Origin of the sequence: Listeria fleischmannii subsp. fleischmannii LU2006-1 (assembly GCF_000344175.1) — a bacterium.
GTDB lineage: Bacteria > Bacillota > Bacilli > Lactobacillales > Listeriaceae > Listeria > Listeria fleischmannii.
The window spans coordinates 19,794-40,729 of sequence record NZ_ALWW01000019.1 but is presented as its reverse complement, the minus strand read 5'-3'; the positions used below and the strand labels follow the sequence as shown (position 1 = coordinate 40,729).

16 protein-coding genes and 2 pseudogenes are annotated in these 20,936 nt (G+C 39.4%); 4 read left to right on the top strand and 14 right to left on the bottom strand.

Annotated elements, in window-relative coordinates; genetic code table 11:
• Window positions 1-77 precede the first annotated feature (77 nt).
• The 12 genes and pseudogenes from hslO to LFLEISCH_RS07225 all read right to left on the bottom strand — a co-directional run bounded on the left by hslO (window position 78) and on the right by LFLEISCH_RS07225 (window position 14,235).
• Window positions 78-961: pseudogene (gene hslO / locus LFLEISCH_RS07275) on the bottom strand (Hsp33 family molecular chaperone HslO).
• The gene (locus tag LFLEISCH_RS07270) at window positions 958-1,734 is read right to left on the bottom strand and encodes a type III pantothenate kinase (protein WP_007474968.1); all 777 of its coding nucleotides are present in this window, start codon (window positions 1,732-1,734) and stop codon (window positions 958-960) included. Before LFLEISCH_RS07270 ends, hslO begins: the two are co-directional and overlap by 4 nt.
• Before the next feature lie 109 nt (window positions 1,735-1,843).
• Window positions 1,844-3,930 (bottom strand): annotated as a pseudogene (gene ftsH / locus LFLEISCH_RS07265) (ATP-dependent zinc metalloprotease FtsH).
• 304 nt (window positions 3,931-4,234) lie between these two features.
• Complete coding sequence (gene hpt, locus LFLEISCH_RS07260; RefSeq protein WP_040504797.1) at window positions 4,235-6,175, bottom strand: hypoxanthine phosphoribosyltransferase; 1,941 nt, start codon at window positions 6,173-6,175, stop codon at window positions 4,235-4,237.
• A gap of 77 nt (window positions 6,176-6,252) precedes the next feature.
• Window positions 6,253-6,678, bottom strand: a complete 426-nt coding sequence (locus tag LFLEISCH_RS07255; protein WP_007474962.1) for a S1 domain-containing RNA-binding protein — start codon at window positions 6,676-6,678, stop codon at window positions 6,253-6,255.
• 83 nt (window positions 6,679-6,761) lie between these two features.
• Window positions 6,762-6,863, bottom strand: coding sequence for a hypothetical protein (locus LFLEISCH_RS16485; protein ID WP_420912438.1), 102 nt, complete (start codon window positions 6,861-6,863; stop codon window positions 6,762-6,764).
• A 73-nt stretch (window positions 6,864-6,936) separates the two neighbouring features.
• Entirely contained in the window at window positions 6,937-7,170 is a 234-nt protein-coding gene (locus LFLEISCH_RS16480) for a hypothetical protein (RefSeq protein WP_007474960.1), read from the bottom strand.
• A 171-nt stretch (window positions 7,171-7,341) separates the two neighbouring features.
• Window positions 7,342-7,608, bottom strand: a complete 267-nt coding sequence (locus tag LFLEISCH_RS07245) for an RNA-binding S4 domain-containing protein (RefSeq protein WP_007474958.1) — start codon at window positions 7,606-7,608, stop codon at window positions 7,342-7,344.
• An 18-nt stretch (window positions 7,609-7,626) separates the two neighbouring features.
• Entirely contained in the window at window positions 7,627-9,216 is a 1,590-nt protein-coding gene (locus tag LFLEISCH_RS07240; protein WP_007474956.1) for a putative polysaccharide biosynthesis protein, read from the bottom strand.
• Between the two features lie 33 nt (window positions 9,217-9,249).
• Entirely contained in the window at window positions 9,250-12,789 is a 3,540-nt protein-coding gene (mfd, locus tag LFLEISCH_RS07235; RefSeq protein ID WP_007474954.1) for a transcription-repair coupling factor, read from the bottom strand.
• A 110-nt stretch (window positions 12,790-12,899) separates the two neighbouring features.
• The gene (gene pth, locus LFLEISCH_RS07230) at window positions 12,900-13,454 is read right to left on the bottom strand and encodes an aminoacyl-tRNA hydrolase (protein WP_007474952.1); all 555 of its coding nucleotides are present in this window, start codon (window positions 13,452-13,454) and stop codon (window positions 12,900-12,902) included.
• A gap of 154 nt (window positions 13,455-13,608) precedes the next feature.
• Window positions 13,609-14,235: a 50S ribosomal protein L25/general stress protein Ctc gene (locus tag LFLEISCH_RS07225; protein WP_007474950.1), complete on the bottom strand. Its 627-nt coding sequence runs from the start codon at window positions 14,233-14,235 to the stop codon at window positions 13,609-13,611.
• Window positions 14,236-14,609: 374 nt separating this feature from the next.
• Here LFLEISCH_RS07225 and LFLEISCH_RS07220 point away from each other — a divergent pair, with 374 nt between their 5' ends.
• The 4 genes from LFLEISCH_RS07220 (at window position 14,610) to fghA (ending at window position 18,314) form a co-directional block, all read left to right on the top strand.
• A complete protein-coding gene (locus LFLEISCH_RS07220) occupies window positions 14,610-15,548 on the top strand; it encodes an L-lactate dehydrogenase (RefSeq protein ID WP_007474948.1) in 939 nt (312 codons plus the stop codon).
• 115 nt (window positions 15,549-15,663) lie between these two features.
• The gene (locus LFLEISCH_RS07215; RefSeq protein WP_007474946.1) at window positions 15,664-15,996 is read left to right on the top strand and encodes a putative heavy metal-binding protein; all 333 of its coding nucleotides are present in this window, start codon (window positions 15,664-15,666) and stop codon (window positions 15,994-15,996) included.
• Between the two features lie 355 nt (window positions 15,997-16,351).
• Window positions 16,352-17,467, top strand: a complete 1,116-nt coding sequence (locus LFLEISCH_RS07210) for an S-(hydroxymethyl)glutathione dehydrogenase/class III alcohol dehydrogenase (protein WP_007474944.1) — start codon at window positions 16,352-16,354, stop codon at window positions 17,465-17,467.
• Between the two features lie 4 nt (window positions 17,468-17,471).
• Window positions 17,472-18,314, top strand: coding sequence for an S-formylglutathione hydrolase (fghA, locus tag LFLEISCH_RS07205; RefSeq protein ID WP_007474942.1), 843 nt, complete (start codon window positions 17,472-17,474; stop codon window positions 18,312-18,314).
• A 27-nt stretch (window positions 18,315-18,341) separates the two neighbouring features.
• On the opposite strand, the gene LFLEISCH_RS07200 is transcribed toward fghA, so the two are convergent.
• Both LFLEISCH_RS07200 and LFLEISCH_RS07195 read right to left on the bottom strand, forming a co-directional pair.
• Window positions 18,342-18,674, bottom strand: coding sequence for a PTS sugar transporter subunit IIA (locus LFLEISCH_RS07200; RefSeq protein WP_007474940.1), 333 nt, complete (start codon window positions 18,672-18,674; stop codon window positions 18,342-18,344).
• A 3-nt stretch (window positions 18,675-18,677) separates the two neighbouring features.
• Window positions 18,678-20,921, bottom strand: coding sequence for a glycoside hydrolase family 3 N-terminal domain-containing protein (locus LFLEISCH_RS07195; RefSeq protein WP_007474938.1), 2,244 nt, complete (start codon window positions 20,919-20,921; stop codon window positions 18,678-18,680).
• Between the last annotated feature and the right edge of the window lie 15 nt (window positions 20,922-20,936).

The window sequence follows — 20,936 nt, the reverse complement described above, 5'->3', positions numbered from 1 at the left end:
TTTCTTTTACTTTACCTAATTCCGAGTTATTTTGTCAAATTTAAAAACTAGCCGCAACATAAATGGCGGCTAGTTCATTATTTTGCTTCTTCATATAAGCTTTCAAGTTCTTCTTCTGAAAAATGATATTGATTTCTACAAAAATGACATTCGGTTTTTGCACCGTGCTCTTCATCAATCATCGCGCGAATTTCTTCTTTTCCAAGTGAAATGATAGCCGTTTTAAAACGCTCTTTCGAACAATTACATTCGAACCGGACGGGTATCGTTTCTAAAACTTCACGTTATCTTCGCCGCCTGCTAAAAGCGTGATAATACTTTCTGGCGTTTCACCACTGTCAATCATACGCGAAACCGTCGGACATTTGGCTAAGTTCTTTTCAATTTCGGTGATTAATGAGTCATCCGCTCCCGGTAACAGCTGAAGCATAAATCCGCCCGCCGCCTTTATCGTAGTATCAGGGTTAACAAGAACACCTACACCTACAGATGAGTTAATTTGTTCTGAATTCGCTAAATAATAGGTGAAGTCTTCTGCAATTTCACCCGATACAATTGGAATTTGCCCTGTAAAATTTTCACCAAAGCCTAAATCTTTTACAACCGAAAGCGTTCCTTCTGTCCCAACGCCCCGGCGCACATCTAGTTTTCCAACTTCGTTTAATTCAACAAAATTCACATGTGGATTAGTGACGTAACCGCGGATAGCTCCTTGTGTATCACTATCTGCTATAATCGTGCCAATCGGGCCATTGCCTTCTATTTTCGCCGTAATTTTTTGATTTTCTTTTTGCATCGCACCTAAAAATAGTGTTGCTGTCATCGTACGGCCCAGCGCAGCAGAGGCAACAGGCCAAGTGTCATGACGTTTTTGCCCTTCACTAACCGTGTCCGTTGTAACAGCTGCATAAATTCGCACACGACCATCATAGGCTAATGCTTTCACTAAATAATCTTTCATTTCATTTCTCCTTTATTTCGCTTATATAATACATAAAGTCCTTTTAGGGTTAAAAAGGGATCGACCACATCGACAAGTGTCGATTTTTCAGTAATAAGTCTAGCTAAACCACCAGTAGCGACAACAATTGGATTCACCCCAGCTTCTTTTTTCATAACAGAAATAATTCCTTCACACTGGCCGATGAAACCATAATAAATACCGGCCTGCATCGAGGAAACTGTCGATTTTCCAATAACGTTTTGCGAAGCTTTTATATCCACACGAGGCAATTTGGCAGCATGATTGTAAAGCGCTTCTGTTGCCGTCATGATACCGGGCGCAATCGCACCTCCTTGGTAAACACCTTTTTCATCAATATAACAAAAGGTAGTCGCTGTCCCGAAATCGACAATAATAATAGGACTTTTATACTCCGAAAGAGCCGCCACAGCGTTCACAATACGGTCTGCGCCAAGCTCGCGTGGATTCTCAACTTTTAAATTTAACCCCGTTTTAATGCCCGGGCCAACAATAAGCGGATCCACTTGAAAATAACGTTTACTCATCGTTTGAACTGCATGCATAGCTGGCGGAACTACCGAACAAATGACAACATCCGTCACTTCTTCAGGTGAAACATGGGCATAGTTGAAAAAGCTAAGTACGAGCATTCCAAGCTCATCAGCCGTCCTCGCCTTATTCGTCGCAATTCGAAAATGATGCTTTAACTCCTCGTTAGCATAGATTCCAAATGTGCAATTCGTATTTCCTACATCGATGACTAAAATCATTGTCTCTCCACCTTTTTAAATTCTTTACGTATCATAACACTCTTTTTATTTTTTTTTGTCGATATTTTTGTTTGAATAAAGGACTAAGCATCTGCTTAGTCCTTTTCGTTTATTCATTATCTTTTTTATCTTGTGGCGTTTCTTCAGCATTTGGGGATTCTTCAGACGTTACTTCTTTAGGTGCGTCTCCAAATTCCTCGCTGGCCTCTTCGCGCTCAATCTTATCTTCATGCTTCATCTCTTCTTTTCTTCATCAAAAGATTTTGGTTCTTCGTTATCTTTTTCAGAAGGATACTCTTCCACTGTTAACGTATCAGCATCCGGAGGCATTACTCCATCATCAAATAGCGAACGAATTTGACGAGCATCAAGTGTTTCCACTTCAAGAAGTGTTTCTGCGATAAGAACATGTTGCTCTTTGTGTTCTAACAGAATATTTTTGGCACGGTCATAACAGTAGCGAATGATACTTTGAACTTCTGTATCAATTTCGTACGCAATCTTATCCGAAAATCCTTTATCATTTCCGAAATCGCGTCCCATAAATACTTGCCCATTACCTGATGAGAATTGAAGAGGGCCAATTTTGTCACTCATACCCCATTCTGTAACCATACGACGGGCAATTTCAGTTGCACGTTCAAAATCGTTACTTGCGCCAGTTGTCACTTCACCAAAGGTAATTTCCTCGGCAACACGACCACCTAGGAGACCTGTAATGCGGTCAAGAAGTTCCGCTTTTGTCATCAAGAAACGATCTTCTTTTGGTAACATAACCGCATAACCACCTGCTTGTCCACGTGGGACGATGGTTACTTTATGCACGGTTTCGGCCTCATCAAGGACCATTCCAACTACAGTATGCCCACTTTCGTGATAAGCAACTGTTTTGCGTTCTTTTTTAGAAATGACACGATTTTTCTTAGCTGGACCAGCAATAACGCGGTCACTTGCTTCATCTAAATCGCTCATATCAATTTGTTTTTTATCTGCACGAGCAGCAACTAATGCCGCTTCATTCAGTAAGTTTTCTAAATCCGCTCCAGAGAAACCTGGTGTACGTTGTGCAATGGCTTTTAAATCCACGCTTTTCGCTAAAGGTTTATTTCTAGCGTGGACACGTAATACTGCTTCACGTCCTTTAACATCTGGACGATCAACCATAATTTGACGGTCAAAACGACCTGGACGAAGAAGGGCTGGATCAAGTACATCAGCACGGTTAGTTGCTGCGATAATGATAATTCCTTCGTTTCCTCCGAAACCATCCATTTCAACAAGCAATTGGTTTAGCGTTTGTTCACGTTCATCGTGACCGCCGCCCATTCCTGCTCCACGTTGACGACCTACAGCATCAATTTCATCGATAAAGATAATACAAGGCGCATTTTTCTTCGCATTTTCGAATAAATCACGAACACGACTCGCCCCAACACCAACAAACATTTCCACAAAGTCTGAACCACTAATGGAGAAGAATGGTACTCCCGCTTCGCCTGCAACAGCACGAGCAAGTAATGTTTTACCTGTTCCCGGAGGTCCGACTAAAAGAACACCTTTTGGAATACGAGCCCCTAAGTCAGCAAATTTGCGCGGATCTTTCAAGAACTCAACAACTTCAACAAGCTCTTGTTTCTCCTCATCTGCCCCCGCAACATCTGTAAATCGAACTTTCTTCTTGTCATCATTGTAAAGTTTAGCTTTACTTTTACCAAAGCTCATAACTTTACCGCCGCCACCACCTTGGGATTGGCTCATTAAGAAGAAGAACAAGATGATAATGATTAAGAACGGGATGATAGAAGAAAAGAATGTTACCCAGCCACTATTTTGTTTCGCAGGCACGACTTCAATTTTCGTATCATTGCTATCCGCTGCTTTTTCCATATCCGTTAACAGTGTGTCACTGCTAATCGCGTATGTTGTAAAGGCAGTGTCACTTTTATTTTGTCCTAAACCTTTTTTATCATCACTTGATGATTTATCCGATGATTTAAATTCACCTTCAATTGTATAAACACTGCGGTCAGGTTGAATCGTAAATGATTTTACATCCCCGTCTTGCAGTTTCGTCATAAACTCTGAATAACTAATATCTTTGGCTGCCTCTTTATTTGTGTTAAAGGAAGCTACAATCCCAATGATAACTAGGAATATTATGACATAAAATATCGCATTTCTAAAAAATCTGTTCATTCCTTACCTCCTCCCACGTAAGAGCCTGGATTATACTTTCAAGATTTGATTCAAGGAATACCAATCTTTTCCCTGTTTTTCCGAAAAAACACATCCGAGATTCATTTTCTCTCACGAAGATTCATTTATTAGTAAATTCATTCCTCAAATAGGTAATATGAGCTAAAAAACTAAAATTAATAATAGCATAACCGTAGCGAGTTGCCTACTAATTTGCATGTTTAGATGCATTTTTATGTCTATTATCAAGCTTTCTACTTATCTTTATATTTTAGCAAAGAAAAGCACTAAAAGTGAAATGTTATCACTCCGCATAAATTTCAGGTTTTAAAACCCCGATATACGGTAAATTGCGATATTTTTCAGCAAAATCCAAACCATAACCTACAACAAATTCATTTGGTACAACAAAACCAACATAGTCTGCGTCAATATCCACATTTCTACCTTCTGGTTTATCAAGTAGTGTCACGAGTTTAACTGATTTTGCTTTGCGATATTTAATTAAGTCCACTAGATAACTTAGCGTTCTTCCACTATCAATAATATCTTCTACAATAAGTACGTCTCTTCCTTCGACAGAAGTGTTTAAATCTTTAATGATTTTCACTTCCCCAGAAGAAACCATCCCATTTCCATAACTAGAAACATCCATGAAATCCATCTCCAAATACGTATCCATACGTTTCATCAAATCCGTCATAAACGGCGTCGCACCTTTTAAAACGCCAACTACTAGCGGATTACGCCCTTCGTATTCGGTTGTTAATTCCGTACCAAGTTCACGAATTTTATTTTGTATTTCCTCTTCACTAAATAGCACTTTTTGAATATCATTATGCATGCTCTTTTTTCCTCCTAAATTCTTGCTATACCTCATAATATATTGTTTTTTCTCGCGACTTGGTTTTACAACATAACAGGATTCTTTAACACTTGGTACCCACAAAATTTTCCCATCATTATCTGTAATCACAGGAAGTGTATCTCTTAAAAATTGCGGTATTTTCGCGTCAATAAAAATATCTTTTAATTTTTTTGTTCCTCCTGTTCCTTTCAAGGTCATCTTGTCACCAGGCATGCGATTTCGAATCACAAGTGGAAGAGAAACTGCGTCTGCATCTAAAATAATGCCATCTAATCCAGCCGTTTGCACAACTGAACTTTTTTGCCTCATTTTAAAAACAGAACCATCTAACATTTCAATCCTGTCATTCGGAGCTATCTGATAATAAAATTCCTTTTTTGCTTCTTTTTTATAAAAAAGTGCTTCTAGTTGATCATATGTACGTCTGATAAGCACACTTTTAGGTAAATTAAGTGTCGCTGATGGATTGTCACCGTGAATCACTCCAAAAATCGCTTCGACATGGCGTTTAGTGACAAGCTGAATATCATTATTATACAGATATTTTAATAGTAAATGAATTAGGCGGCGTTGTAAAGGAATCGCCATATTTTCCAGTTGTTTTATATTTAATTTAATTCCATTTTCCGTTTTCGTTATTAATTCATCATATTTATTACGCGCAAGTTCATCTAAAAAATGGAGATCTTCCCACATTTCATCAGAAAATTTTTTAAAATGACGCTGCAACCCCTTATTTTCTTTTCCCAAAAAAGGGGTAACGTGGTGGCGCAAACGATTTCGAGTATAGGCATCTGAATCATTTGAGGTATCAAGCATGTAGGAAATGGCATTTTCTTTAAGATAATCCTCAATCTCCTTTTTAGTAACCGCTAGAAACGGACGAATGATGGCCCCTTCTTTTAACGGACGAAGCGGGCGGATTCCAGCATAACCAACACTCGAACTCCCTCTCATAAGACGCATTAAAATCGTTTCAACCTGATCATCGGCGTGATGGGCAAGCGCTACTTTTGAAATGCCTGTTTCTAACACTATTTTTTCAAAAAAACGATATCTAGCAACCCTTGAAGCGTCTTCAATTCCCCGTTTTTCTTCCTCTGCAAGTTTCTTTACATCCACTTTTTCTTGGATAAAAGGAAGCTTATGTTCCTCTGCAAAAGCGCGTACAAATTCAGCTTCCTCGTCCGACTCACTGCGCAGGGAATGATTCACATGTAAAACAACAAGATTATTCGGGCTTTGCCGTTTCATTAAAAAATGAAGCAACGCGAAAGAATCCGGACCACCAGACACTGCTACAAGCACCTTTTCATTTGGCCGGATTAAATCATTTTTTTGAATTTCAGCTTCTACACGCCTTAGAAAATCATCCATGAAAAAAACCTTTCTTTCACTTAATGAGAAAAACAAGGATGGGGAAGTCCCATCCTAAATTTATTCCTATAATCGCTTTAGCCACGACGAGCGCCGCGTCCACCGCGTTTTGATTCTGTTTGACGTTTAATTGTTGATAAGCGATCTTCACTATCTTTTAAAAATTGCGCCATGATATCTTCAAAGTTTTCAGCAGGTTTCGCAGTTCTTGCTGGTTTTTTGTTAAACTTAGGTTTTTTATCATAATTACGTTCTGGACGTTCCGGACGATCTACAGCTTTACGAATTGAAAGACCAATTTTCCCGTCATCAGAAACATTCATCACTTTAACGGTCACTTCATCCCCAACAGTTAAAATATCATTAATATCTTTCACATAGTTGTCCGCAACTTCACTAATATGGACAAGTCCTGTTTTGCCACCTTCAAGCTCCACAAATGCCCCAAAATTAGTAATCCCTGTAACTTTCCCTTGTAACTTGTTGCCTACTTCGATCGACATAAAAAAAAGCTTCCTCCTTAAAAATCACTCTTTACAACCTTTATTATAACTTTATTAAAGACCATATCAAAATAGTTTGCATATTAATTCGCTGAAGTTTTTTTCTTCTCATTTTCTGTTGGTGTGTTGAAAATGATTTCGCCTTCTTTCGAAAGGTAATATTCGCTTCTAGCTAATTTTGCAATATAATCATCATCATGTAATTTATTGATTTGCCCTTTTAAAGCTTTTTCTTCCTTTTTATGAATCTTCTACCGCTTAGTCTTTTTTGCTCTTGTTTTGTACTTTTTCAGTCTTTTTTCTTCTTTGGAGTAATAGAGCTTGTTTCGTATAGGTGAAAAATAGCGCACCGAAAACGATAGCTAAAATTATAGCAAGCCCTGAAAGCCTTCTAGCCAAGGCAACACGACGACGATTTTTGATTTTTTTCTTAGTTTGTGTATCTTTGATGTAACGATTTTGCATACGCGTTACCGTTTTATCATTTTTCATTCATCGCACCTCCTAGCTTTGTAAAAAAGGATTCTTAGTTAGAATAATACCAATAAATCCATCATTTGTCCATCGCTATCCGAGAATTCAAGTGATTTTTTTCTTGACTTTTTATGCATATTCGATTTCATAAAAAAAGTGCCCGCTTAAACACGCTGACACTCCAATTCTTTAATTTTCTTCACTATTCCGTACTTCACTTATAATCGTGTACATTTCAGCAGCAGCTTCTTTTCTCGCATTTTCTTCTAAACGATCAATTTTTGCAGTAACAGTTTTAGGACCAAAACGGATGACTAGTTCATCCCCGACTTTTACATTTGTACCTGGCTTTGCAACCACTCCGTTTATCGCAATGCGACCTTTTTCAGCCACCTCTTTTGCAACCGTGCGTCGTTTTATTAACCTTGATACTTTTAAAAATTTATCTAATCGCATAAATCAATACCTCTTTCTTTATTTTTTTATAACCCGTTGACTTAACCATAAAAGTTTAGCCCCAAACGGTAAATAGGTGAAATCTCTTGGGACTAGCAATTTGTAGCGGAGCGCGAAGATTAAAAATACGGCGCCCCCTAAAACGGCACTGAAAATTGCTTGCACGGCGCTTCCAAGCCTCGTTGTAAACGGGAGACCCCATTCCCAAAGCACAGGAATCACACACATCACAAAAAGCGCCCCAACCAAATTCAAAATCGTCCGCCGCTCAAAAAACGGCACATTCACATTTTGTTTTAAAGCCAAATAACAGAGAATTAAAACCATAAGCAAGCCCATACAGGTGGCTAAAGAGGCGCCTAAAGTTGCGTAACGGGGGACAAGTATTGCATTTCCTATGCATTTGATGACCCCACCGATTAAAACCGCAACAGCAGGAACCGCTATTTTTCCAAAACCTTGTAAAATACTGCTCATCATAATAATAAGTGAACTTAAAAATACAGCTGGCATAAAAACTTGTAAGACAAGCGTACCATCACTTGTTTCAAAAAGCATTTGATTAAGCGGGCGCATAATAACAATCAGACCTACCGTTTCGGCACCTGAAAAAATAAGTGTTAACTTCATCGCAAGAAAGACAGAACGTTTTAGTTTAATTTGTTCCCTGCTAATACGCGCTGCCGTAATCATCGGCACAAGCGCAAGCGCTAGGCCAGTTGAAATGACAAGTCCGAGTTGCAAAATAGGCTGCCCTCTATCATATACCCCTTTTAAAGCTTTAGCAATAAGGTCTGGAATCCCTCCATCTATCATTAAACGGTACACTTGAAACGAATCGATAAGCTGAAATAAAATGAGCATTGCGCTAACCGTACAAAAGGCCAAACTTTGTACCAAAAAAGCTTTGGCAATTCCTTTTTTTTCAGCCTTTTTCGTAAAGGTGCCCCAAACTTTGAGAAAGCCGCTAGCCACTCGCTTTTTATGATAATGCCTTAAAATGAGAACTGCCGCTAAGCCCCCGAAAAATGCGCCGCTCATCGCCATGCTTCCTGCTGTGTAAAGATCCTGCCCACTTCTTATGGCTAACCATGCGCCGATAATAATGACGCCTACACGAATCAGTTGTTCGATAGTTTGTGAGACAGCAGTTGGGACCATGTCATCTTGCCCTTGAAAATACCCTCGTAAAAAAGCTAGTTGCGGAGTAAGCAAAAATACAAAACTGACTGTACGTACTAATGAAACAAGTTTAACATCACCCATTAAGCTTGCAATCCAATAAGCAAATATGAATAGAAAAAGAAATAAAATGATACTTAAAGTTCGTAAGGTCCGGTAAACAGATTGCAAAATAATTTGTTGTTTGCGGTAATCTCCTTCCGCCTCTGCCATCATTTTGGAAATCACAACCGGAAAGCCTCCGAGTGCAAGTGTCATCGCAATTCCGTAAAGTGGATAGACTTGTTGAAAAATATAAAATCCAACATCCCCTACCATATTTTGAAACGGAACACGATAAACGGCACTTAAAATTTTAGAAATAAGCGAGGCAATTGTAAGCCACATAGCGCCACGCATTAAATTTTTAATCGAGCGTTCAGACATACTCCGCCACCTTTCTCTAAAATCCCCTTTTTTCTAGCTTTCAACCTCACTCGGCTCTTTTAAAGCCATTTTTAAATTTTCGATGATAGATTTCACTGCATATAACCATTCTTGCAAGTTTTTATTTTGTACATTCATAACAAGTTTTAGGCATGTCCCCTCCATACCAACACCTACACTACGGCCGTATTCCGCAATCACTTCCATCACTTTATCGCCGCGAATGTTCGCCGTTCCTTTTTCCGAGAATAAAATCGTAATTTTCTTCCCTTCTTCCTTAATCGACTCAACACCCACAAGCAGTGCATGTACACGCAGTTCTGTTACTGTAAATAAATATTCCACTTCTTCGGGATATTCCCCAAAACGATCTATCATATCGCTTTTCAGCGATTCCAGTTCCTCTACATCTAGGACATTTCGGAAGCGTTTATACATTTCAATTTTTTGTCTACTATCGGTAATATAATATTCCGGAATATAAGCATCCACCTGAATATCAATTTCGACTGGCGCAACCGGTTCACGTTCATCCTTAGGACGACGCGCTTCAATGGCTTCTTGCAACATTTGCGAATAAAGATCAAACCCTACCGAATCAATAAAACCATGCTGCTGAGCGCCTAAAATATTACCCGCTCCGCGAATCGATAAATCGCGCATCGCAATTTTAAATCCAGAACCAAGCTCCGTAAACTCCTTGATAGCCTGAAGCCTCTTCTCCGCTTCCTCACGTAATATTTTATCTTTTTGATACATAAAATAAGCATAGGCGATTCTATTCCAACGTCCCACACGACCACGCAGTTGATAGAGCTGTGAAAGCCCCATATGATCAGCATTTTGAACAAATAAAGTATTAACGTTTGGAATATCAACACCTGTTTCAATAATCGTCGTCGTAACAAGCACGTCATATTCCCCTTCAAGGAAACTTAAAATGACTGATTCAAGTTCCGATTCCGTCATTTGACCATGCGCCACCGCCACACGTGCATCTGGCACGAGCATGGAAATTTCATCCGCTTTTTGTAAAATAGATTCGACTCGGTTATACAAGTAATATACTTGTCCGTCTCGCGCAAGCTCCCGTTCAATGGCCTCGCGAATTAAAACATTATTTTGTTCTGTCACATACGTTTGAACTGGGAAACGATTGGCCGGCGGCGTTTCAATGACAGATAAATCCCGCACACCTAACATGGACATATGAAGTGTTCGTGGAATTGGTGTTGCCGTCAATGTTAATACATCTATTTTAGAACGAATTTGTTTGATTTTCTCTTTATGCGTTACACCAAAGCGCTGTTCTTCATCTACAATGAGGAAACCTAAATCCCGATATTTGACGTCTTTTGAAAGCAGGCGATGCGTTCCAACAACAATATCAACTGTTCCAGAAGCAAGCCCAGAAATTGTTTCATTTTGTTGTTTCCGTGTTCTAAAACGGCTCAAAAGACCAATATTGATAGGGAAACCTTGAAACCGTTCTTTCATTGTTTCGAAATGTTGCTGGGCTAAAATAGTAGTTGGGACTAAAAATGCAACTTGTTTCCCATCCATTACCGCTTTAAACGCAGCACGCAGAGCCACCTCTGTTTTCCCGTAACCCACATCCCCAACAAGCAAGCGATCCATTGGTCTAATTCGTTCCATATCATGCTTAATTTCTCGTATGGATCTCACTTGATCTTCGGTTGGTTGATAAGGGAAGGAATCTTCAAATTCGCGTTGCATGTCACTATCGGGACTAAATGCAAAACCTTTTTCTGCTTCGCGTTCAGCGTAAAGTTTAATTAAATCATCTGCAATGTCTTGAACAGAAGCCTTCACTTTTGTTTTGACGCGTTTCCACTCTGAACCGCCAAGCTTATTTAATTTGGGTGCTTTCCCCTCAGCCCCAACGTACTTTTGTACTAAATCAAGCTGTTCAACTGGGATAAATAATTTATCTTCGCCTTGATATACGAGTAATAAATAGTCTTTATGAACGCCGCTAATTTCAAGTGTTTCCATCCCGACATAGCGCGCGATACCATGGTTAACATGGACGACATAATCGCCCACCTTAAGTTCGGAGTAGCTTTGGATACGCTCTGCATTTGATAGTTTCTGACGTTTTTTCACTTTTTTCGTTTTTTTATTAAAAAGTTCGGTTTCGCTTATAATCGCAACTTTGGCAAGCGGCAATTCAAAACCATTTTGGAAGGAACCGATGACAAATTGGACAACTCCGTATTTCGGTACATCATCCTCGCGTGCTAAAATAACACTTTCCATATCATAATCCGCCAATGTTTGTTGCATTTTAGTAGCACGTTCAACAGACGGCGCTAAAAGCACCACTGCATAATTATTTTTATTCCAACTTTCAATTTCCGTTTTTAAAACTGACATTTGCCCGTGAAATTGCTGCATTTGCTTATAAACTAAATTGGTAGTTTGTGCGACACGCATTACTCCTTGGGCCTTTTGAAAGAGCGTTAAATACACTTTAGGCACTTGAACAGCTTCCATAAGTTCTCTAAAATGATGACCGAGTTTAACTTCACGAATGGTTTCTAAACGACTTAACGTTTCAGTTTGCCACTCAGCTTCTTCTTTTTCTAAACGTTCATCGGTTTCTTGAATTCGGCTATATTCATCTAAAATGATAAGCATATTTTGAGCGGCATAATCAAGTAGCGATGCAGGGTCTGGATAGGCAAGACCAATATATTTAAAAAACATGTCCGGCTTAATACCTGAACGGAGCAATTCTAAATCCGTTTCAATATTTTCCATTAAACCTTGTTTATCTTCTTCATTTTTCATATTTTTAAGTGTGTCAGCTAATCCTTTTTCAAGACGTGTTACAATATCAGGAAAATAGGCTTGTTCAAGTAATATTTCTGTTGCAGGTAAAATTCGAAACTCTTCAATTTGTTGATGCGAACGCTGAGTTTCCACGTCAAAATAGCGAAGTGAATCGATTTCTGTATCAAAAAGTTCAATTCTGATAGGAAATTCTTCTGTGATTGGGTAAACGTCAATAATACCTCCGCGAATGCTAAATTCTCCCGGCGTATTGACCATATCACTCATGGTGTAGCCCATTGTCACTAAACTTAATTTTAATTGTTCAGGCTCAATTTCTTCTCCTTGTGCAATTTGTAAATTGTATTTTTTCCATAACGAAACGGGCGGAAGTATTTTCCGAAGCCCTGCTACAGGGACAACTAAAATCCCCGGTTTTTCAGAAAGCAAAAAATCAAGTGCTTCTACCCGCTGGCCGCGAAGTTCTGGGCTAGAAACGCTTAGCTCTGAGGAGATTAGTTCGTCTGCTGGGTACAAAAACAAGCGATCCCCGTCTAACAAAGTAAGTAAATCATCGTATAATTTTTGTGCATGGTATAAATTATGTGTGATGAGAAGTGTTTGTTTTTGTGTTGCTCCTTCCAAAACGCTCGCAAAAAGCGCACGCGACGAACCAGACAGTCCCGTAACCAGTTGTGATTCCTTTCTATCATTAATCGCACGAATAATTTGGCGAATTTCTTTTTGTTCATAAATTAATTCTTTTAAACCTTTCAAAGCCAATCTCTCCTCTTCCCATCTTCGCTCGCTTATTTGTCAGAAAATTCCTTCTTTCAAACACGAGTAACTAAGCACGCTTAGTAAAACTTCCATTTCGCTAAACATGCTTAGTTATATTGATTCATCACTTCTATAAATGGCAGTTTAACTGCATCCTGAATCGCATCCGCACTTTTCTTTATCGCTTCTATAATTTCTGCCTGTTCTGCTTTCGGAAAATCACCTAGTACATAATGGATAATTTCTCCTTTAGGCGGACGATCTATCCCAACTCGAATCCGATTAAATTCTTGGGTTTTCAAATGCTGAATTAGCGATCTCATACCATTATGACCGCCAGCACTTCCTTTTTGGCGCAATCTAATTTTACCCACTGGCAAATCTAAATCATCATAGACAACAATTAAATCCTCTATATCAATTTGGTAATAATCCATTAACGGACGCACACATTCCCCGGAGACATTCATAAACGTAAGCGGTTTAACAAGCAAAACTTTTTCGCCGTTTATACGAAGCTCACTAACCATACCATTAAATTTCGAACTTTTCCAAGGGGTTTGAAAACGGTAACTAAGTTCATCAACTACCATAAAACCTACATTATGTCTTGTCCGCTCATATTTTTTACCGGGATTTCCCAGTCCAACAATCATTTTCATTCATTTATTCTCCTATGCGAACGAAAACCACTTCACAAATGAACTGGTTTACTTAAAAGTATTTTCTAAATTATAACATGCGGTTTCTACTTTTAAAAGTTTTTCATACAGAAAACGACACGACGCCTAAATGCATCGTGTCGTTTGAAATCAATTATTCTACTGGTTCTTCAGCAGATCCATGAGTAGCTTCTGGTTCTTTTACTTCTGTATCCGCTTCTGGTTCTTCCTCTGTACGAGGAGCAGAAACCGTAACCACTACTTCTTCAGCCTCTGTTTTAATTTCATAATTTTTATCTTTAGGAATATCGCCAATTGTTAAGGCATCCCCAATTGCTAATTTCGCTATATCAACTTCAATCGCTTCAGGAAGTTTATCTGGCGTCGCGGCCACAGTTACTTCATATAGGACTTGTTGTAAAACGCCGCCCTCTTTAACACCTGATGAGTCGCCTACTAAGTCAATTCTTACATCTGCTTCGACTTCTTCGCTCATATTAACAGCAAGGAAATCCACATGAATTAATTCATCTTTTAAAGGATCTACTTGATATTCATGTAATAAAACATTCAATTTATTTCCGCCAACAGTTACTGAGAATACTGCGTTACGTCCATGTTCCCTAATCGCTTTAATCAACTCTAAGGAATCAACTGAAACTGTTATATTCTCAGATTGATAACCATAAATAATTCCCGGGATACGGCCTGCATTACGAATTTCCGTTACTTGCGAATGTTGTTTCGTATCTCTTTTCTGAACTTCTAAATTAGTTGCCATAAAAAATTCACTCCACTCATTCATTTTGTATTCTACAATAACTATTTTACCCTACCCTTTAAAGTTAAAACCCTTCAAAAGTTTTAAAAGCCTTATTTTTTGAACAAGGTTTATTTTCCCTCATAAAAGGTAAACAGAAACTAGTGTTGGAATTAGTTATTATACTTCAATATTAACGCAAACTTGTCTAATTCTCAAAAATAATTGCGTTAATTGTAGAAATATTTGGAATGCAAGAGCTTACAAACTGTATTATAGCGTTTTCATAAATTTATTAGTACAAATTTCCAAATTCAGGACGTTCATAGTTTCACAAACTAATATAAAGTGATATACTGTATTAGTAAAAAGTTTTCTAAGGAGGAAATTGAATTATGAAAGACCATCAAAAAATTATTTTAGTCGGCGACGGCGCTGTCGGATCAAGCTATGCATTCGCTTGTGTGAACTTAAATATTGGCCAAGAATTTGGCATAATTGACATCGATAAAGATAGAACCATTGGGGATGCCATCGATTTAAGCCATGCTGTCCCATTCTCCGCACCGAAGAAAATCTATTCCGCTAACTATAGCGATTGCCACGATGCAGATTTAGTTGTTGTGACAGCTGGTACAGCACAAAAACCAGGCGAAACACGTCTCGATCTTGTAAATCGTAATATAAAAATTATGAAAGGTATTGTTGATGAAGTCATGGCAAGTGGTTTTGATGGCATCTTCTTAATCGCTTCAAATCCAGTCGACATCCTTACTTATGCAACTTGGAAATTCTCCGGCCTACCAAAAGAACGCGTTATCGGTTCAGGTACAAGTCTTGATACAGCACGTTTCCGTATGTCCATCGCTGATTATTTAAAAGTGGATGCCCGTAATGTACATGGGTACATTTTAGGTGAACATGGTGACACAGAGTTCCCAGCATGGAGCCACACAACTGTCGGCGGCCTTCCTATCACAGAATGGATTACAGAAAACGAGCAAGGTGCTATGGATACAATTTTCGTTAGCGTGCGTGACGCAGCTTATGAAATTATTAATAAAAAAGGCGCAACATTTTACGGAATCGCTGCCGCACTTGCTAGAATTTCAAAAGCGATTTTAAATAACGAAAATGCGATTTTACCATTATCTGTATATTTAGATGGTCATTACGGTCTAAACGATATTTACATTGGAGCACCAGCTGTCGTTAACCGCCAGGGCGTGCGACACATCGTTGAAATGAAACTAAACGAAGAAGAAACGAAACAAATGAAAAACTCCGCAGAAACACTTAAAAAAGTTCTAAGCGATGCAATGAAAGAAATTTAAAGAAACAACCATCACACACAAAAGAGGACAGGCACACGCCTGTCCTCTTCTTATTTTCTTTTGACGAAGCTTCATAAAACGCGGTACACTAAAGAAAAATAAAGGAGGTTTATATATGATTACAACAACTTCTCCAAATATCGAAGGAAAACAAATCGTTGAGTATAAAAAAATTGTATTCGGCGAAGTCATTACTGGCGTCAATTTTGTAAAAGATATTGGTGCTGGTTTACGGAACTTTTTTGGTGGCAGGTCTCAAGGCTACGAGGACGAGCTTATCAACGCTCGGGAAGAAGCGATTCGCGAAATGGAAAGCCGTGCTGCTGATTTAGGCGCCAATGCTATTATTGGCGTTGATATTGATTATGAAGTACTCGGCGCGGATAATGGCATGCTTATGGTTACAGCATCTGGTACGGCGGTTATTGTTGAAACACAGGATTATTAACACTAACAAAAAATTTACGAACTAACCATTTTGTTATAGCTACAAACAAATATATTTAATCATACGTATCAAGAATGGTTGCCTAAAAGCTGAGTTTGACAAGAGATACTTCTACGTATTAGTTCTTATTTTAGAAACATATTTTCATAATTGAAGCCCTGAAATTAAATTTTTTCAGGGCTTCATTTTTATGTTGAGGTTACTTCGGGGCGCAACTCCTTTTTTGCCTATTATAATTATCTTCTTTGTTTCCATTTTCAGCTTATGTTACGATTATAATGAAATTTGGAAATGGATAATAGATTTTTGAATAAGTTAAAAATATATGGCTTATTTAAAGAAAGAAGGGATAATAATGAAAAGTAGAGCAGCCGTAGCATTCGAACCCGGCAAACCGTTAGAAATTGTTGAACTGGATGTTGCTGACCCAAAGGAAACGGAAGTAATGGTCAAGATTTTATATACTTCTGTTTGCCACACTGATGCGTTTACTCTATCAGGCGACGATCCAGAAGGAGTTTTTCCTGCTGTACTAGGCCACGAAGGAGCAGGAATCGTTGTTAAAGTAGGAGAGAAAGTCACTTCTGTCAAAAAAGGAGATCACGTCATCCCGCTTTATACACCCGAATGTGGAAAATGCGAGTTTTGTTTATCTGGAAAAACAAATTTATGTTCAGCAGTACGTACAACACAAGGAAAAGGATTAATGCCAGATGGGACAACTCGTTTTTCATATAACGGAAAACCTGTCTATCACTATATGGGAACCAGCACCTTTAGTGAATATACGGTTGTAAATGAAATTAATCTAGTTAAAATTGATGAAAAAGCACCTTTGGATAAAGTATCCTTACTAGGTTGTGGTGTGACTACCGGCTTAGGCGCAGTGGAAAACACAGCGAAAGTTGAAGCCTCAGCTACAGCCGCCGTGTTTGGCTTAGGCGCTATTGGACTTGCCGTTATTCAAGGTTTAAAAAAAGCACGCGCAGAGCGTATTATTGCCATCGATACAAATCCGGATAAATTTGCATTAGCTAAAAAGATGGGCGCCACCGAATTTGTGAATCCAAAAGACTACGACCGTCCTATTCAAGAAGTATTAATTGAAATGACTAACGGCGGAGTTGATTATAGTTTTGAATGTATCGGAAATGTAGAAGTTATGCGCTCTGCACTAGAAGCTTGCCATAAAGGATGGGGCGAGAGCATTATAATTGGAGTTGCGGGTGCAGGCAAAGAAATCCACACTCGTCCATTTCAATTAGTTACAGGCCGCGTTTGGAAAGGTTCGGCTTTTGGCGGCGTAAAAGGACGAACACAACTGCCGGGAATGGTAAAAGAATTTATGAACGGTGCTATTGATTTAGATTCATTTATTACTCATCGGTTAGATTTCACTCAAATTAATGAATCCTTTGATTTATTGCACCGCGGGGAATCCATTCGCACAATACTAACTTACGGGGAGTGAAACTATGCATTTAAAAATGATAAGTAGCCACCGAATATTTAACGGTCGCCAAATAAAATATCGTCACCACTCCTCTGTTTTAAACTGCGATATGACTTTTAGCTTGTATCTGCCAGAGAGCTCATCGAACCATTCAAAAACAGCTCTTATTTGGTGGTTATCTGGTTTAACCTGTACGGATGATAATTTTAGCCAAAAAGGCGCATTTCAGAAGTATGCCTCCGAGAAAAATTTAGCATTCGTCATACCTGATACCTCCCCAAGAGGTGCCACAGCAGACAGCGAAGATTGGGATTTAGGACAAGGCGCAGGCTTTTATTTAAACGCTACACAAGATCCTTGGAAAGAAAACTTTCAGATGTATGACTATTTAACGAAAGAATTACCCGAACTCATTTATCCTCTTATTCCTAATTTTTCTGGAAAAGAAAGTATAATGGGACATTCTATGGGAGGGCACGGTTCGCTAATAGTAGGGCTTAAGAACCCCGAACGTTTTTCTGCAATCTCTGCATTTGCGCCCATCTTAAATCCTACTCAAGTTCCCTGGGGGAAAAAAGCCTTTACCGCATATCTCGGCCAAGACCCTTCTAAATGGAATGAGTGGGATGCAACGAGCCTTATTCAAGCTCCCTCCGCCTATCGTCCGCCTATTATGATTACGCAAGGAACAGCAGACGAATTTTATAAAACTCAATTAAAAGAAAATACTTTTTTAACAGCAGCTCAAAAAACGAACGCTGAAGTAATTTACCAAAAAGAAAAAGGATATGATCATAGTTACTTTACCATTGCCACATTCATAGAAAAACACATTGCCTTTCACTACCAACAATTAAGCCAATAGATAGTTGTAACCTCAAAGAAGAACGCCCTATTTCACTCTAGGGCGTTCTTCTGATTTTAACTCTTCCCAAATCGCAATCATTTCATACGTAACATCTCGCAAAGAATATGTAGTCATAAACTGATCCTCCGCATGCATAAATAAAATGGTAACCGTTATTTGGTCCCCGCTAGACTCTTTTTGAATTAATTCCACATGTTTTTTATGCCCATCACTTAAATAGGCATTGGCCTCATCAATTTTTTCATAGGCTCGTTTAAATTGTCCTTGTCTCGCAAATTGCATCGCTTCCATAATGCTACTTCTAGCCGCCCCGACAGAGCTTATAATTTCAAAAGAAGCCAGTTCTATCCCGTCCAAAACTTATTCCTCCTCGATTTCAATCCATGTCTCTAAATAGGTATCTCGCCCGTTTCCAATAATCAAATCCACTTTACCAGGCTCCAGTTCATACTTATTTTTGGCCGACCAGACTTCAAGTTCTTTTTTTCCAATTTTAAAACATACCTTTTTAATTTCCTTGGGTAAAAATTCCATTTTCCGAAAAGCTTTTAACTCCCTTTTTCGCCTAGTAATACTCCCGCCCCTTCCGCGAATATAAAGTTGCACGACCTCTTTTCCCGCTAAATCAGAAACATTTTCCAGTTCAACTTCTACATTAAATTTTGCACCGCGATTTAATTCGTCGACCGAAAGACCCCTTTTTTCAAACCGAATCTTGTGGTAAATAAATTCACTGTAACTTCTCCCGTATCCAAAAGGGTAAAGTGGCGCGCCTTTAGCATCAAAATAATTTTCTTGGTATACGACATTTTTTTGATTGTAATAAACTGGCAGCTGCCCCGTTTCATAAGGCAAACTAGCAGGTAGCTTTCCAGATGGATTATTCTTGCCAAATAATGTCTCAGCAATGGCAAGCCCGCCTAGCGCACCAGGATAAAACGCCATCACGAGCGCATCCGCTGTGTGAGCAATTTCAGTTAGCGCGTTTGGACGCCCGGAAATCACCACAACTGTAAGCGGGATATTTAATTCGCGTAGCGTATGGTACAATTCCAACTGGCAGTCCGGAAGCTCAAGATTTGCCACATCAACATTTTCTCCCGTGTCCATGTTAGGCCCCTTCGAACTTACCGCACCGTTTTTCAAAAATGCCATATCAAAATTTCGCGCACTCGAGCTTCCAAGCACAAGCACAATTTGTTCGGACCCTAGTGCTATTTCTCGCGCCCTTTCTAAACTTTGCGGCTGTCTTTCGCGGACTCTAGACCCTTTTTCAAAAACAATTTCAGTATTTGGAGGCGCCACTTGCCGCATGCCTTCCAGAACCGTTATGCCACTCCCCTTTTTTTGCGGAGCCGTATAATCGCCGAGCTGATTATATAATGCATCTGCATTTGGGCCAATGACAGCTATTTTTTTTACTTTTTTTGAAAAAGGCAGCGTTTGATTTCGGTTTTCAAGCAAACAAATACTTTCTCTCGCCGATTCTAAATTGAGTGACTTAAAGTCAGTCGCCGGAACTTCTTCCGGGATATACGGATTATCAAATAAACCCAGTTCAAATTTTAACGTAAGCACACGACGTACTGCCTGGTCAATTTGTTTTTCAAGAAGCAGACCATTTGTGACTGCCGCTTCAAGATGCGGATAGATGTCATCCCACAAACTTAAATCGACTCCAGCTGAAATCGCGATTTTAGCCGCCTCTTCTGGATTTTGATTTAACATTAAAAGGCGATCAAGCGCGCAACCGTCCGCCATAACAATGCCAGAAAAACTAATTTCCCCGCGTAAAATTTCGGTCAATAATTTTCGGTTAGCATGGCAAGGAATCCCGTCGATTTCATTGTAAGCCGCCATAACACCTTTTGCATGTTTGCCCGCAAACATCGGCGGTAAAAAGATTTCGCGCAGTTCCCGTTCGCCAATCGAAACCGGGCCCGAATTATGACCGCCAACCGGTTCCCCTTGTGCCGCAAAATGCTTTAACACAACCGCCACCTTACCACTTTCTTGCATACCCGAAACAAGCGCCTCCGTCATTTCGCTAGCTAGAAACGGGTCCTCGCCGAAACATTCCTCTGAACGTCCCCACCTTGGATCTCTTAAAATATCAAGCGCTGAAGCTAAAGCCAGATGGACGCCTTTCGTGCTGATTTCCTCCGAAACAGCCTTCGCTGTTCGTTTTTGAAGCGGCGCATTAAATGAAGCCCCTTTCGCAAGATTAGCCGGATATGATTCACTTTCAAGCGCTTGATGACCGTGCGGAACCTCTTCCGCTAAAAGCATCGGAATACCAAGCCGCGTATTTTGAATCACATATTTTTGCAATTGATTGGCCGCTTTCGCCGACTCCTGACGTAAAATACCGTTTGATTCATCCATTTTAGACCATGGATCCGCACGAAATAAGCCATATAAAGCGCCAATACCTCCAAATTTTTCAACTTCTTGTTTAAATGTATCGGTGAGAACAAGTTGCGAGTCCTCGCCCCACTCATACGTTTCCCAGCCGTATAAACGCTGATTCAATTGCCCGCATTTTTCAGTAAGCGTCATTTGATCTAAAAGTTTTTCGACCCGTTCTGAAATGGATAGATTCATTGTGCCACAACCTTC